Source organism: Bacillus aquiflavi (genome assembly GCF_019915265.1).
In the GTDB taxonomy this organism is placed as follows: Bacteria; Bacillota; Bacilli; order Bacillales; family Cytobacillaceae; genus Bacillus_BT; species Bacillus_BT aquiflavi.
In genome coordinates this window covers 634064-648035 of sequence record NZ_CP082780.1, presented here as the reverse complement: position 1 = coordinate 648035, position 13972 = coordinate 634064, and the positions used below count along the sequence as shown (strand labels likewise).

Annotated in this window: 15 protein-coding genes; 9 read left to right on the top strand and 6 right to left on the bottom strand. The window is 34.0% G+C overall.

Annotated features, from left to right (window positions below):
- Positions 1-57: 57 nt before the first annotated feature.
- The 4 genes from K6959_RS03340 to K6959_RS03325 all read right to left on the bottom strand — a co-directional run bounded on the left by K6959_RS03340 (position 58) and on the right by K6959_RS03325 (position 4446).
- Positions 58-1575, bottom strand: a complete 1518-nt coding sequence (locus K6959_RS03340; RefSeq protein WP_223087627.1) for a coproporphyrinogen III oxidase — start codon at positions 1573-1575, stop codon at positions 58-60.
- 180 nt (positions 1576-1755) lie between these two features.
- Positions 1756-2628, bottom strand: a complete 873-nt coding sequence (locus K6959_RS03335) for a Cof-type HAD-IIB family hydrolase (RefSeq protein WP_223087626.1) — start codon at positions 2626-2628, stop codon at positions 1756-1758.
- A 232-nt stretch (positions 2629-2860) separates the two neighbouring features.
- Positions 2861-3226, bottom strand: coding sequence for a YlbF/YmcA family competence regulator (locus tag K6959_RS03330; protein WP_223087624.1), 366 nt, complete (start codon positions 3224-3226; stop codon positions 2861-2863).
- An 83-nt stretch (positions 3227-3309) separates the two neighbouring features.
- Positions 3310-4446 (bottom strand): DUF445 domain-containing protein, encoded by a 1137-nt coding sequence (locus tag K6959_RS03325; RefSeq protein ID WP_163238965.1) that lies wholly within the window; start codon positions 4444-4446, stop codon positions 3310-3312.
- A gap of 127 nt (positions 4447-4573) precedes the next feature.
- On the opposite strand from K6959_RS03325, the gene K6959_RS03320 reads away from it, so the two are divergent.
- The 6 genes from K6959_RS03320 (at position 4574) to K6959_RS03295 (ending at position 10217) form a co-directional block, all read left to right on the top strand.
- Positions 4574-5956: a YheC/YheD family endospore coat-associated protein gene (locus tag K6959_RS03320; protein ID WP_223087622.1), complete on the top strand. Its 1383-nt coding sequence runs from the start codon at positions 4574-4576 to the stop codon at positions 5954-5956.
- Positions 5950-7038 carry a YheC/YheD family endospore coat-associated protein gene (locus tag K6959_RS03315; RefSeq protein ID WP_262421880.1) on the top strand — a complete coding sequence of 363 codons (1089 nt, stop codon included), beginning with the start codon at positions 5950-5952 and terminating at the stop codon, positions 7036-7038. Before K6959_RS03320 ends, K6959_RS03315 begins: the two co-directional genes overlap by 7 nt.
- On the top strand, positions 7035-8402 hold the full coding sequence (locus K6959_RS03310; RefSeq protein ID WP_163238963.1) for a YheC/YheD family endospore coat-associated protein: 1368 nt from the start codon (positions 7035-7037) through the stop codon (positions 8400-8402). The genes K6959_RS03315 and K6959_RS03310 overlap by 4 nt, the downstream gene beginning before the upstream one ends.
- Complete coding sequence (locus tag K6959_RS03305) at positions 8399-9589, top strand: YheC/YheD family endospore coat-associated protein (RefSeq protein WP_218943866.1); 1191 nt, start codon at positions 8399-8401, stop codon at positions 9587-9589. The genes K6959_RS03310 and K6959_RS03305 overlap by 4 nt, the downstream gene beginning before the upstream one ends.
- A 127-nt stretch (positions 9590-9716) precedes the next feature.
- Positions 9717-9923 (top strand): YheE family protein, encoded by a 207-nt coding sequence (locus K6959_RS03300; protein ID WP_223087620.1) that lies wholly within the window; start codon positions 9717-9719, stop codon positions 9921-9923.
- Between the two features lie 102 nt (positions 9924-10025).
- Complete coding sequence (locus K6959_RS03295) at positions 10026-10217, top strand: hypothetical protein (RefSeq protein WP_163238959.1); 192 nt, start codon at positions 10026-10028, stop codon at positions 10215-10217.
- A gap of 68 nt (positions 10218-10285) precedes the next feature.
- On the opposite strand, the gene K6959_RS03290 is transcribed toward K6959_RS03295, so the two are convergent.
- Positions 10286-10546, bottom strand: a complete 261-nt coding sequence (locus tag K6959_RS03290; RefSeq protein ID WP_163238957.1) for a metal-sensitive transcriptional regulator — start codon at positions 10544-10546, stop codon at positions 10286-10288.
- 260 nt (positions 10547-10806) lie between these two features.
- On the opposite strand from K6959_RS03290, the gene K6959_RS19525 reads away from it, so the two are divergent.
- Positions 10807-11709, top strand: coding sequence for a PucR family transcriptional regulator (locus tag K6959_RS19525; protein ID WP_223087618.1), 903 nt, complete (start codon positions 10807-10809; stop codon positions 11707-11709).
- Positions 11710-11816: 107 nt separating this feature from the next.
- On the top strand, positions 11817-12911 hold the full coding sequence (locus K6959_RS03280) for an ABC transporter ATP-binding protein (RefSeq protein WP_223087616.1): 1095 nt from the start codon (positions 11817-11819) through the stop codon (positions 12909-12911).
- Between the two features lie 131 nt (positions 12912-13042).
- Here K6959_RS03280 and K6959_RS03275 read toward each other — a convergent pair whose 3' ends face one another.
- Positions 13043-13216: a hypothetical protein gene (locus K6959_RS03275; RefSeq protein ID WP_246234435.1), complete on the bottom strand. Its 174-nt coding sequence runs from the start codon at positions 13214-13216 to the stop codon at positions 13043-13045.
- 305 nt (positions 13217-13521) lie between these two features.
- Here K6959_RS03275 and K6959_RS03270 point away from each other — a divergent pair, with 305 nt between their 5' ends.
- Positions 13522-13755 carry an alpha/beta-type small acid-soluble spore protein gene (locus K6959_RS03270; protein WP_163238949.1) on the top strand — a complete coding sequence of 78 codons (234 nt, stop codon included), beginning with the start codon at positions 13522-13524 and terminating at the stop codon, positions 13753-13755.
- The last annotated feature ends 217 nt before the right edge of the window (positions 13756-13972 follow it).

The window sequence follows — 13972 nt, the reverse complement described above, 5'->3', positions numbered from 1 at the left end:
CAATAAAACCTCCATATATTCTGAATATTCAAAAATTTATTTTTAAAAATACTCCTGTTAGTTGGCAAGAGTATTTTCTTTACGAAATAATTGATTTAATATTGTTATTTTTTTCTCTGTATATGTTTTATAACTTTCATAATAAGACTTTGGATCTTTCGGATTAGCGAGTTGCGTAATTTCTCCTGTTTGCGGATGGATAAATTTACTTGAAGCACCACATCCAAGCCCAATAATTGTTTGTAGCTCTTCCATAATCATAATATTATAAATACTTTCTTGACCCGGCAGGGAATAACCGACATTTTCTAAATTTCCAAGAATATTTTTTTGACGATATAAATAATAAGGTACATAGCCATTATCTTTTGTCCACAGTTCTGCCATAGCCATCATTTCTTTTACTTCTTCACGAGACGCTACTTTGTATTTGTCTTTATTTTTCGTCATTTCTGATGCTCTCTTAAATGAAAGTGTATGAACCGTCAAAGACTCCGGCATTAATTTTTTTGTTTCAGCTAACGTATAAGCAAATTCATTTATGCCTTCTCCTGGAAGTCCGATAATAAGATCCATATTAATATTATTCATCCCCATCTTACGAGCGAGGTGAAAATTATCAATCGTTTCTTCAACAGTATGGTGACGACCAATCGCCTTTAATGTATCTTGAATATACGATTGGGGATTAATACTAATCCGATGAATGTTCCATTTTTTTAAAACTGCAATTTTTTCAGTTGTAATTGTATCTGGTCTTCCTGCTTCGACAGTAATTTCACGAATCTCGTTAACATATGGGAATGAATGGTACATTTTTTCATAAAGCCTATCCATTTCTTCAGCCGTAATACTAGTCGGAGTGCCACCGCCAAAATAAACAGTCGTCATGCGAATACCCTTTTCCTTCAGCCATTCACCCACTTTTTCCATTTCATAATGAAGTCCGCCTAAAAAAGAGTTAACTGAACCTTGACGTCCATTGATTGCATATGCTGGAAAGGTGCAGTACGCACATTTAGTCGGGCAAAATGGAATACCGATGTAAATACTTACTTCATTACGCAATTTGTACAGGTCAGGCACAATTGTATGTTGCCGTTGTAAAATCCGCTCCATTAGTTGAAGTTTTTCGTCGGAAATTAAATACTCTTCTTGTAATTGATGGTGTGCCTTTTGTATATTAATCCCAGCTTGAATTTTCTGATGTAAAAGTTTAGTCGGCCGCACACCTGTTAAGATCCCCCATTTCTGTATTATTCCTGTAGAATCTTGTAGCAATGTTAAATATACATGTAATACAGCATTTTTTATTTGTTTAAAATGTTCCTTTTCAGAATTTGAATCGCGCAAGGTCTTTTCAATTGAAGCAAAGTGATTTTTTCCTTGTAAATCTGTTAATTGTCCGTAAACGATGAGCATGTTGTTCAACGTTTTCATTTGCAGTTCAATGACAATTTGTTTTCCATCTATCGGAGAAAACGAAACTTGACATTGTTCAAAAAATAAATTTGTAATTAATTGGATTGACCGATGAAAACGAACATCTGATAAACCATTTATTTGAATTTGCAAAGCAATCACCTTTCGAATGTAAGCTTTCTTAAGTGTACAGAATTGCTAAAATAACGTCAATATAATCGCTAAACTTAAGATGAGAGCATGAGACAAAATAACATAACTCGAATAAGTGATTGCATGGTTATAAAAAAACATAAAAATTAAGGAGACTTTTATTGTCCCCTTGTAGGTAAATTATTTAAGAATATTCATCTTACGTAAAAAGTCAATTGGATGTTGTTTACGAAAATGCTCTTTTACCATGTAGGCAACTCCTTGTTCTTGATTTGAGCGAGTTACCCAGTCAGCTGCTTTTTTAACTGGGAAAGAAGCATTGCCCATTGCAACGCCAAGCCCAGCAGTTTTAATCATCGGAATATCATCAACTCCATCTCCAATGACAACCATCTCTTTCGGAAGAATTTCCAAATGTTCTCCTAAATATATTAAACCCGATAATTTTGACACATGAGAGGAGACAATTTCCAAAGTTAAATCAGTTGTTTTTACCCGTACCGTATCTACTTCAGAAAACATTCCCGAAATAGCAATTTGCGCATCTTTAAGATCTTGATGATGTTCAAACTTAACTTCTAAATGAAGTGGATTGACGGGATCATCTATTAACGTTTCACTTATGGAATCAACATATTGTTGATTGTAATACATATAATCGTGAGGTGAGATGACTGTTTTACCGATAAAATTTTTTTCATGCTTAAACTTATTGGCTAGTGTAAATTTTTCATGGATTAACCTTATTTGGCATTGAAATCCTTCAAAAAAACGTACAAGTTCAAGTGTAATTTCTTCGCCAATCCGTTTTACAAATATAGGTTTATCTAATACTGAAGAAATGAATGCACCACGATGAGTAATAATTGGTCCGGTTAAGTTGAGGGTTTTTGCCAATTTTCGTACAGACGAATAACTTCGTGAAGTAACGATAGTTACAAGAACACCTTTTTGTTGAACATATTCAACCGCTTCTTTTGTCGATTTATGAATACGACCATTTTGTGTAAGAAGCGTACCGTCAACATTTAAAGCTAGCAAGCGAAAAATCATTCGTGTTCCCCCTTCTTCTTGATGTAAGTGTTCTTTATACTACTCTTATGAAAGAACGGAGATTTATAGAACGATGCTTGCTCAATTGGTTCATTTTTTTAAGGAGAATTTCTTGTTCAATCACAATATGATGGACGATAAGAAAACGAGCTTTCATCCCTTTTCTTATCCAATCTAATAAAAAAGCCGTGTGAGACTGCAGTCTCACACGTTAAGCCTGAAACAACAATGTTTAGACATGGTTATTTTCATTAGGAACTCCATATAATTCTTCTAAAGGCTTCATAATGATCTTATTTAATTCTGTAATAATCAAACTCATTCTTTGCTCAGCTTCAATCAATTGTGAAATCGACTTATTATGCCGAATAACTTCGATCGTATTTTGAATTTGTTGAACTTCTGCTTCAGTAATTTCTTGACCCGCCATTTGTTTTTCTTGCAAACGCATTTGAGAATTACGGAAGTTTTCGAACATTCTTCGTGTAGAGTCATCACTATTTACTTTAGCATATAATTTTCTTAGCCGCTCCAATTCTTCACTATGACGAATCGCCTTTTCCAAATTATAAGCCGCATCGTATAAGTTTCCCGCCATCATAACCCCTCCATATTAAATTGAAAAATTCCTTCTAACTATAACAAACTATGAAATGAATGGAAATATGTCAATTGAAATTTTTAAAAGAGCAAAACAATCATTCCTTGAATAAAACCGATCATTCCTCCTAAAAGAGCTCCTAAATATGTAATCATTTTAAATTCCCTTCGTGAAATTAATAAAACCATTTCCTCAAGACGCTCAATGGAAAAGGATTCCACCTGCTCGCGAACAATGTCTGCTAAATGAAGCTTTTTCATAACCCGTTCAATACTTTCCTCAAGCCAGTCCCCTAGAAAACGAACAAATTGAGGAACTATTTTATGTATAATAACATTTTTGTACGGAGCAAGTACGTTAGCAAGCGGTCTATTAAGAAAATCGTCAACTTTTATGACTTTATCGGAAAAATTATGTAATAAACTGATCATCCGGTCTTTTCCAACGCGCTCTTCAATTTCTTCTACTTTATTTTCAATCAATTTATCCCATTCTTTAGATAATAATGAAATGAGTAATTCTTCAGTTCCATCATTTTTTAAAAACTTAATAATCTCAGGCTGAACTTTGTCAGCTATACTCATATTGCTGACAAACATTTGCAGCATTCCCCCGAGCTTACCTGCACGCTCTCGAATAAAATCATCAATCATTTTCTCGATTCGCCATTTGCCTTCATCACTTAAAAAATAGTCAACGCCTTTATGAATAATTTGCTGTGAAACCCTTTCGATGTTTCTGTCTATTTTTTCAAGAAGCTCTTCTGGTAAAACGGTTTTTAGGGGGAGATCACGTTGTGTTTTCATAAAGTTTTCATACTCTTTTTCAATGAACTGCTTTATCTGCTTGTTTGCTTGTCCATTGATATCGTTGATTCCAAACTTTGCAAACAATTGATGAACGATCAATGATGAATTAAATATACGTTCTGTTTCAGTTTGCACAATTTTGCACATATCTTGCTGAAAACTTTCATGCATAAATTTCTTTTTAATACTTTCTGGTGTAAGAAGATGATCGACAACCATTCTTCCAAGCTGTTGAGCTAACTCTTCTCTTCGCTTTGGAATAAGCCCTGGTGTGAATGGAAGTCTCTTCTTTCCAATATAAATTGGCTTATAAGGACGAAAAAGCATTTTTATTGCGAGTGAGTTTGTAATACCACCTATTAATGCTCCAATGATCACCATAAATAAGACAGTTAAAGCTATTTTCATCTGCATCTACCTTTCAATCACGTTTTAAAATCACAACAACTGTTTACGTTACATACGATACATTATCAGCTTTCGCCTAATTTTTCAGCAAAAAAGGAAAAAAGAATTGAAAATGAGGAATGACACAATGACAGCCTCTTTTTTATCTATTACGATTCATCCATGTGAAGTATTTCATGATCATTCATATTTTATCCGATTAAGTACAGCGTTATTTCATAAGTGGAAGCTGTCCGAAAATGATTTACTTCATCTCATTGTCGAAAAAGCCTCTGTCCGTGTCTCGGTTGCTTCTTTTGAAAGTGAAGAAAATATGATCGAAATTCCGAACAATTTATTAGCTAAGCTTTTTCTTCCAGCTAGAACAATTTGTTTAGGTGCCAAGTTTATCGCTGCCGAAAAAACGGTTTATTTCGGACCTATTATTACTTTGTTAACAGAAATAAATGAAGAATTGGATCAAGTTCATTTTTACACTGTACATGATTTTTGTTATGAGCTTCACAAATATGCCAGTAAATTAAATTGTTTTTTTTATGTATGCTCGCTCCAAAACATAACAAATAGAACTTTAAACGGTTACTTTTATGAAAACGAGAAATGGCATAACAGCTGTCTGCCAATTCCAAACGTTGTTTATAACCGCATTCATTCCCGCAGACGGGAACTAAGCAAAATGTTTTGTTCATTTCAAGCTCAATTAAAAAATTACAATATTCCATTTTTTAACTATAAATTTCTTTCAAAATGGGAAGTACACAAACAATTAATGATTGAGAAAAAACTACACCGTTTTTTACCTGAAACAAATATTTTAACTAAAGGAAATTTCACAAAAAAGATAACGTGTTATGATCTTTTATTTATTAAACCATTACATGGAAGTCAAGGTAAAGACATTGTTCGCATTAAAAAAAAAGGAAACAATTTAGCTGTGCAATTATCAACAACTAGCGTGGAAGAAAACGAGCAAAGCTTTAAAGACATTGAACATTTTTATCAATATTTTACTTCACAATTAAAAAAGCAAGCATACATTGTTCAACAAGGTATCTATTTAATAACTGCAAATAATAGACCGTTGGACTTCCGTCTCCTTTGTCAAAAACGAAACATGCATACATGGACTGTTACCTCTATCGTAGCTAGACTTTCTGCTAATCATCAATTTGTTTCAAATATTTCTCAAGGCGGAGAAATTGTAAAGCCTTTTTCAGTATTATTAACACACTTTCATTTCCATAAAGCATTGCAAATTTTTTCTCATATGAAGGAGCTGGCAATAGAGGCGGCTTCTGTTATGAGTAATCAACATGAAGGAGTGATCGGAGAGCTTGGGATAGATATTGGTGTTGATATTAATGGAGGGTTATGGATGATTGAAATAAACTCAAAACCGTCGAAAAAATATCCAAATCATAAAGCAAACATTCGACCGTCTGCAAAAGGAATCATCAATTATGCAAAAGTATTAGCATTATCGAATGGGGGAAGTGAAAATTCATGCTAACTTTTGGCTTTGTTACGTTAAATTTTAAAAGTGAAGACAGCTATTTTACAGAAGTAGCAAAGCACGCCTGGAATTATAAAATAGACTGCTTCCGATTCGTACCATCAAAAATACATCCGCTTACTTTGAAAGTTAACGGTGAAAGGTATAACCATACTAAAAATATGTGGGAAGAAAGTGAGTTTGACATCCCTCATATATTGTATGATCGCTGCTTTTACAGTGAGGATGATCACTCAAAAAAATGCAAACCAATCGTATCGTGGTTAAAAAAGCGCCCAGATTTAGTATTTATCGGTTATGGTCTTCCAAACAAACTAAAACAATATGAAACGTTAAGAAAATATCAAGAAATAAAACCTTACATTCCACCAGCAGAACCTATATTACATGCTGAAAACGTTATCGACTACCTCGAAAAACAGAAAAAAATCATTATCAAACCGATCAATGGATCAAGTGGGCACGGACTTTATCTATTAGAAAAATATGACGATGGCATCGTTGTAAAAACAGAAAAACAACAACTCGTATCGCGTTTTTCTCTAAATAAAGAAAAAAAGATGATTTTATTAAACAAACTACTAAAACAGCGACAATACTTGGTTCAACCATATTTCAAACTTTCTGATGAATTGCTGCGTCCTTTTGACATTCGTGTCCTGTTACAGAAGGACAAAAACGGACAATGGACGGAGCGAGGCCGGGGAGTACGGGTAGGCAAAGAGAACGGATTATTATCAAACTTAAGCGCTGGCGCAAAAGTTATTTCCTTTGAAACATGGATAAAAAACAAAAATCCCCCTTTTAAACATTTTATTTGTACGGAAATAAATGAAATTTTATCTAAACTCCCGATCATATTGGAAAAAGAATTTCCTCAGCTATTTGAACTAGGGATGGATATTGGAGTAGCGAAAGACGGAGCAATTTGGATATTAGATATTAACTCCAAACCTGGCAGAAAAGTTGCCTTGCAAACAAATCCACTTATTAAAGAGACACTTTATTCAGCCCCACTAGTTCACGGCTTGAATGTAATGACACGAATAAAAAAGGAAAGAGAGGAAATAATCGAATGAGAAAACGTTATCCAGTTCATATTACTGACTCTATGGAAGGGATTATTTATTATCCAGCTGATTTTAAGCCGAATGAGCCAATTGAAAAAATTTCTTTCGGAACAAGCTCTGTACAAGCAAAATGTTTCGCTCATCCAAAAGGAAAAAATACGATTGTCATAAGCGAAGATATTCGCAATAAACTATTTTTCCCTAATTTTAACATACCGCTTCATTTATTTGTGCATGATCAAACTCTTTTCATTGGTCCGCTTATAGGAATCTTTACATCTGGCTTTACCCCGATTAAAATACGGCCAATAGGAGATCGTTCACATTTTATCGGAAAGCTTCTTTCTTTAAAAAAAGCAGTTGGAGCTCTTCCATTTGTTTTTGGGGAGCAGCACATCGATTGGGAGAAAGGGTTAATAAAAGGATATTTTTACGAGAATCAAGTTTGGGAAACAAGAGAGATTCCGTTTCCAAACGTCATTTATGATCGCTTACCTAATAGAAGATCAGAAAATAAAACAATTCAACGAAAAATAAAACAAAAGCTACAAGATGAGTACTTAATTCCATGGTATAACCCGGGATTTTTTAATAAATTAGATATTCATAACATGTTGCTAAATGTTGGAGAAGTGAAAAGCTTCTTGCCCGAAACACACTCATTTTCTTCATTTTCACACATTGAAAATATGTTATTTCAATATGGACATATATATATCAAACCGATGAACGGCAGTCTTGGGCTAGGGGTTCATCAAATTTTACATGACAAACATGAAAATGTGTATTATTGTCGTTATCGCGACAAGTATGGAGAAAATAAATTAAAAAAATTTCCAACGTTAGAAAAACTGATTCATCATATTTTTACAAATCGAAAACTTGAAAAAATGCTCATTCAGCAAGGAATCCATTTAATAAGAGTCAATAAGCGACTTGTTGACTTTCGCATCCATACGAATAAGGATGATCAAGGGGATTGGAAAGTGACCGCCATCGCTGCCAAAATAGCAGGTCCTGGCAGCCCCACAACACATGTAAAAAATGGCGGAGAAATTAAGACGTTGAGAGAGGTTTTTCCTGATGATGAAGTTCGCAAACAATATGAAGAAAAATTAACAAATACAGCACTTTTATTAAGCAAAGCCCTTGAAAATCAAGTAGATGGAATTATCGGAGAAATTGGCTTTGATTTAGGAATCGATAAAAATGGGGATATTTGGCTTTTTGAAGCAAACTCTAAACCTGGAAGATCAATTTTTGCTCATCCCCATTTAAACAGATTTGAGCTTTTAACAAGAAAATTGTCTCTCGCTTTTGCAGTTTTTTTATCAGAAAAGGCGATTAAAAAACCAGAGGAAGTTTTTAAATGATCGTCCATTACGACCGTACGAACAAACTTTGGTTTCATTCAGAAAAAAATCATGATTTTACGTTTGGCGGATTAAATAAACCGCTTTTATTTTATCGTAACGAAAAAAAACAATCTATCTTTTCCTTTCCTTTTAGAATAGGTAAAAATCATCTTGGACCATTAATAGGGATTTTAACTAATCGTAAAAAGAATGGATTTATTAAAGGTAACATTCCGCTCTTTAAAGCGTTGCAACTGTCTCTGACAAAAAAAAAGGCGGCTTCCTTCGTCTTTACTCCAGACGGAATAAATGCTGATCATATCATTGGATTTATATATATTCCAAAACACAAAAAATGGCAAACAGTGACAGCTCCATTTCCAGATTTAGTTTATAATCGTATCCCATCCCGTGCATTTGAAAAAACACGCCAATTTGAACAAACAATTCGTACTTTCAAAAATAAAGGAATTCCATTATTTAATCCGTGCTTTATTGATAAATATGAATGTTATACTTTATTAAAACAACATTCAATATTAAAATCATATTTACCAGAAACAATTTTAATCGACACAGCAAAGCAACTGAACATATTTTTACAAAAGCATGTACGTTTATATTTAAAACCAGCATGCTCGGGAAAAGGAAAAGGAATTTATCGCTTAACAATGCCCGACAATAAAAAAATTCTTTTGGAAAAAATCGGACATCAACATCATTTTCCTGATTTTTCAGCCTTTTGGTCTGAAATGAAGGATCAATTATTAAAGAAAAAGTATATTGCTCAAGAGGAAATTAAGACAAAAACGATTGAAGGACACCGATTTGATTTACGTTTATTAGTCCACGCAAACTTAAATCAATATGACATTACTGGTATTGGAATTCGCCAATCACAAAAGCAAGAACTTACAACTCATATTCCTAATGGAGGCCGACTGTTACCTTACAATATCATCCAGAATCAAAAGCATGATCAAAACCTTACAATGTTGGCGAAACGTTGTGGAGAATGTTTATCGAAAGAGCTTGGCTTTTTTGGCGAATTCTCTATTGATGTCGGTATAACGAACGATGATCAGTATGTGATTTATGAAATTAACTCAAAGCCAATGAGCTTCGATGAATTAGAAATTGAAGAAAAAAGAGTTGAAAAGCTTTGTCAATTATTTTTTCAAATGACGAACTTTCCTTTAAAATAAGATAAGGGTAAACGTTTTGTGCCGTTAGCTCCCTATCTCGCTCTTTCATTGGGAGTTTTTACGGCATGATTGTTTAGCCGATGGACGAGCCTATTTTTTTAATGGTAAAACAGAGGGGAGACTTGAAATGCTGACACATTTCCAATTACAATCACTATATGAAAATAAACAAATGCCAGGATGGCGAATTTCATTTTATTATAAACGAGAAAAATATACAGCCATTTATCACCAAAATGGATCGATTGAATGGACTTCTTCTATTCCTCCCGAGATAAATAAAAAAAACGAGCAAATTCATGAATTAATGCTTTTCCATGTATATGATAAGTAAATTCGTAAAGTAGTTCATCATTTTTTCTGCTCCTCTTTTGTATGAGATAATCCTTTCAGCGGCAAAATATTGGTGTAAACTAATTGATAGAGGAGGAAAACTATGAAGGAAAAAGAGAATTGCACTTTTTGCGAAGATACTGCTCACGAAGGCCGAGATAAAGCTTATCTGGATATAGATCGAATGATTAATGAAGGAATGTCAGGCGGCTCTGTTCATATGCGTTATGATTCAACAAACATTGAAGAAGCACGTGACTTTTATGAAGAAGAGCCCCCTCATGAACTAAAATAAATCGCAACATTTCAGTGGAGTTTTCTTCTCCTCCACTGAAATGACCTAATTGTTAGCGAAATGTTACTCTACCTGCTTTTAACAATCATATTAACAGCTTCTTGAATGGCCTCCTCTGCGTTCGTGCCCTTCTCATTCGCATCACGAATACATGTTTCTAAGTTTTTTGCAACAATAATGCCGATCGCGCGATCAACAGCAGAACGGACTGCTGAAAGCTGTGTAACAACATCTTTACAATGCTTGTCTTCTTCCATCATCCGTATAACACCTCTAATTTGACCTTCAAGCCGTTTTAGACGATTTTTAATCTCTTGTGAATATTCCATTTTCTACACCTCGTTATTCATTACCTCTATTGTATGGCATTATAACACTTTTTGTTGATTACCACATACCATTTTTTTAATACTCACTGTTATAATACTGTTAAAGATTTCTTCGTTGTAAGCTTATAAACGACTGTTCTATAGGCTTTTGCATCGACTACAAGCGTTTTTTAATTTGTATAAAAAAAGAAATTTATTTTAAAAATTTACTTTATATACAATCTTATACTGTTAAAAATACAAATATTGGAGTGGTAAGCATGATTAGTAAATTACAATCATTTTATCCAAAAGCGATTCAAAAAAAGCATCCCTCGACGACAAAATCCCAACATTTCCATTGGTTGCAAGATCCATTAACAGATCAATGGATTGGAATTCCAATTCAAGATTTATCGGATAGTGAATTAAATTTACTAAAAGCTTTATTTCCATACAAATCGTTCGATTTTAATCGTTCTATTAAAGCAAAGGTATGGTATGAATTTCTTTTTTCAAAAGGAGATCTTCCTCAGTTAAAAAATAAAAAACAGTATCGCGCCATTTATTTTACATGCAAAATGAACGAGAACGAGAGATACGACTTTGAAAACGCATTTCAAGGATTTTTTCCTGAGGAAATTATCATCATATGGGAAAATGAACATACAGGGATTATTTTGGAAAAAATGGGATCCCAAACTGTAAGTAAAGAGGAACTTATATCGATAATAGACACTCTTACAAGCGATTTTTATATCAATATAAAAATGTATATTGGGAAATTCCGCGATATCAATAACACGTTTCGTACTCATTTTAAAATTGAGAATCACTTTTTTAAAACTGGGATGAAATTTTTGCAAACAGAAAGGGTGCTCACGTTCGAACGAATATTGCCAACATTGCTGCTAATAAGCATTCCACAGGAGCTGCAACGCATGCTCATTTATGAATATAATGATATTTTATCTAGTAAAGATGAACTGCTCCATACTGTTAAAACATATATTGAAAACTATTTTAATGCTTCATTAACCGCAAAAAAATTATATATTCATCGGAATACACTGCAATATCGACTTGAAAAATTCACAAAAAAAACAGGCATTACTTTCGAAGATTTTCATGATGCGATAGCAATTTTTTTAGCTGCTATACTTTATCCGTTAGTTGAGAAGTGAGGCAGTTTTCACATATTATATATCTTTTCACCACTTAACCTTTGTGCGTTTTGCCTATATGGAAACTTATCCTTATTCTATACACTTTATAGAGGAGGGATAATTAAATGCCTGAACTAAAGCTTCATCATGTATATAAAATTTACAATCATGATGTCACGGCTGTAAGTGACTTCAATCTCCATATTAAAGATAAAGAATTTATTGTTTTAGTTGGACCTTCCGGTTGTGGTAAGTCAACAACTTTAAGAATGATTGCCGGACTTGAAGAAATTACGAAAGGCGACTTTTACCTCGATGGTAAACGCGTAAATGACGTTGCTCCTAAAGATCGAGATATCGCAATGGTTTTTCAAAAATATGCACTTTATCCGCATATGAGCGTATATGATAACATGGCTTTTGGATTAAAATTACGCAAGTTGCCAAAGGCGGAAATTAAACGCCGTGTAAATGATGCAGCAAAAATTCTCGGTTTAGAGCCTTATTTAAGCCGCAAACCAAAATCCTTATCTGGAGGCCAACGTCAACGAGTAGCGTTAGGACGTGCAATTGTTCGTGATGCCAAAGTGTTTTTAATGGATGAACCTCTTTCAAATTTGGATGCAAAGCTTCGTGTTCAAATGCGGGCTGAAATTATCAAACTTCATCAACGTTTGCAAACAACTACAATTTATGTCACACATGATCAAACAGAAGCAATGACAATGGCAACCCGTTTAGTTGTCATGAAAGATGGAATCATTCAACAGATTGGAACGCCAAAAGAAGTGTATGAAAAGCCTAATAATATTTTTGTTGGCAGTTTTATCGGTTCACCGGCAATGAACTTTTTTAAAGGAAAAATAGAAAACAGCCATTTTAAGATGGGTCCATTCTCGATTGCTGTTCCTGAAGAAAAAGTGAAGATCCTTCGTGAACAAAACTATGATGGTAAGGAGCTTATTTTAGGGATCCGTCCTGAAGATATTCACAATACAGAAACACTTTCCAATGCATTATCGGATACAACAATGATCGCCAAAATTGATGTTGCCGAACTTACCGGTGCGGAAACAATCCTATATTCAGACATTAACGGACAAAGTTTTGTTGTGCGTACAAATGATTCTCATCTAAATCAAGGAGATGAAATTCACTCCGCATTTAATATGAATAAAGCCCACTTTTTTAATAAAGAAACAAAAGTGCGAATTAACTAATTTAGGAAGTAATTTTTAGAATGCAGTTCCGTTAGACTACTAAAGGAGCACTCAACGAGGCAAAATCGGATAAAACAGAAGTTCATAAATTCGTAACAGTCTAAGCTGACTTTTTTACAGTCAGCTTCTCTTTATTCTTTATGCAAATACATTTTATCGATGCTGCAAGAAGAACAATGATATAAATGTGGGCATGTCTCATTTGAAAATGAAGTCGGAAAACCGTCTTCCATCTTTAATTGATCAATTTCCATATATGGACTGTAATCATCGTAAAAATCCGCTATTCGCCCTTTGTCATTCATACGCTTTCCACATTTCGGACATAATACAGTTGTTTTTTTTAGTCCATTACAAACTTCACAAACACCCATTTCTTATTTCATACCTTTCTTCATATCAAAATGTACAACTGTAGTTTATGTTGATTTTTTGGATGTATGTGATGTTGTAAGAGGAAGAACTTGCTAACATATATTCAAGTAAAATTCCCATAATAACAAGTAAACAGTTATTATCAGCATTATTGGGTTAAACCGAGCTATGGTAGCAGATACAACAGTATTTGCGTGCCGGTGCAACTCCGGCTAACCCAACCAATAAATAATACATGAGGAGATGGAAAATAGTGAACAATCAAACATCTAGAAGCAATTCCTCAAATCAACTGCTTGTTTCTGGAGCAGAACAAGCACTTGAGCAAATGAAGTATGAAATCGCTACTGAATTTGGAGTACAATTAGGTGCAGAAACTACTTCACGTGCTAATGGATCTGTTGGAGGAGAAATTACGAAGCGTCTTGTTCAAATGGCTGAGCAACAATTAGGTGGATTTCAGCAATAAGTTACTTTAAAATTGAATAAAATGGATTTAGGGCTGTCACCTTATTTGTGACAGCCCTTAAACATGTAGACAAAGTCAATATTTAAAACGATTTTCTTAGACTAGTTGAACGTTTGCCAGTCGTGGCGCGTTGCACGAGGCGGAAGCAAATGGAACAAATCGTTCATGAACTTACAACGAAGTGCAAATAACGAAGAATGCGAACGTTCGTCAACAG

What these genes read in the sequence shown, in the direction of transcription:
- K6959_RS03335 (WP_223087626.1), bottom strand. Translation starts at nt 2,628, where the DNA reads ATGATTTTTCGCTTGCTAGCTTTAAATGTTGACGGTACGCTTCTTACA.
- K6959_RS03330 (WP_223087624.1), bottom strand. Translation starts at nt 3,226, where the DNA reads ATGGCGGGAAACTTATACGATGCGGCTTATAATTTGGAAAAGGCGATT.
- K6959_RS03325 (WP_163238965.1), bottom strand. Translation starts at nt 4,446, where the DNA reads ATGAAAATAGCTTTAACTGTCTTATTTATGGTGATCATTGGAGCATTA.
- K6959_RS03320 (WP_223087622.1), top strand. Translation starts at nt 4,574, where the DNA reads ATGACAGCCTCTTTTTTATCTATTACGATTCATCCATGTGAAGTATTT.
- K6959_RS03315 (WP_262421880.1), top strand. Translation starts at nt 5,950, where the DNA reads ATGCTAACTTTTGGCTTTGTTACGTTAAATTTTAAAAGTGAAGACAGC.
- K6959_RS03310 (WP_163238963.1), top strand. Translation starts at nt 7,035, where the DNA reads ATGAGAAAACGTTATCCAGTTCATATTACTGACTCTATGGAAGGGATT.
- K6959_RS03305 (WP_218943866.1), top strand. Translation starts at nt 8,399, where the DNA reads ATGATCGTCCATTACGACCGTACGAACAAACTTTGGTTTCATTCAGAA.
- K6959_RS03300 (WP_223087620.1), top strand. Translation starts at nt 9,717, where the DNA reads ATGCTGACACATTTCCAATTACAATCACTATATGAAAATAAACAAATG.
- K6959_RS03295 (WP_163238959.1), top strand. Translation starts at nt 10,026, where the DNA reads ATGAAGGAAAAAGAGAATTGCACTTTTTGCGAAGATACTGCTCACGAA.
- K6959_RS03290 (WP_163238957.1), bottom strand. Translation starts at nt 10,546, where the DNA reads ATGGAATATTCACAAGAGATTAAAAATCGTCTAAAACGGCTTGAAGGT.
- K6959_RS19525 (WP_223087618.1), top strand. Translation starts at nt 10,807, where the DNA reads ATGATTAGTAAATTACAATCATTTTATCCAAAAGCGATTCAAAAAAAG.
- K6959_RS03280 (WP_223087616.1), top strand. Translation starts at nt 11,817, where the DNA reads ATGCCTGAACTAAAGCTTCATCATGTATATAAAATTTACAATCATGAT.
- K6959_RS03275 (WP_246234435.1), bottom strand. Translation starts at nt 13,216, where the DNA reads ATGAATGACAAAGGGCGAATAGCGGATTTTTACGATGATTACAGTCCA.
- K6959_RS03270 (WP_163238949.1), top strand. Translation starts at nt 13,522, where the DNA reads ATGAGGAGATGGAAAATAGTGAACAATCAAACATCTAGAAGCAATTCC.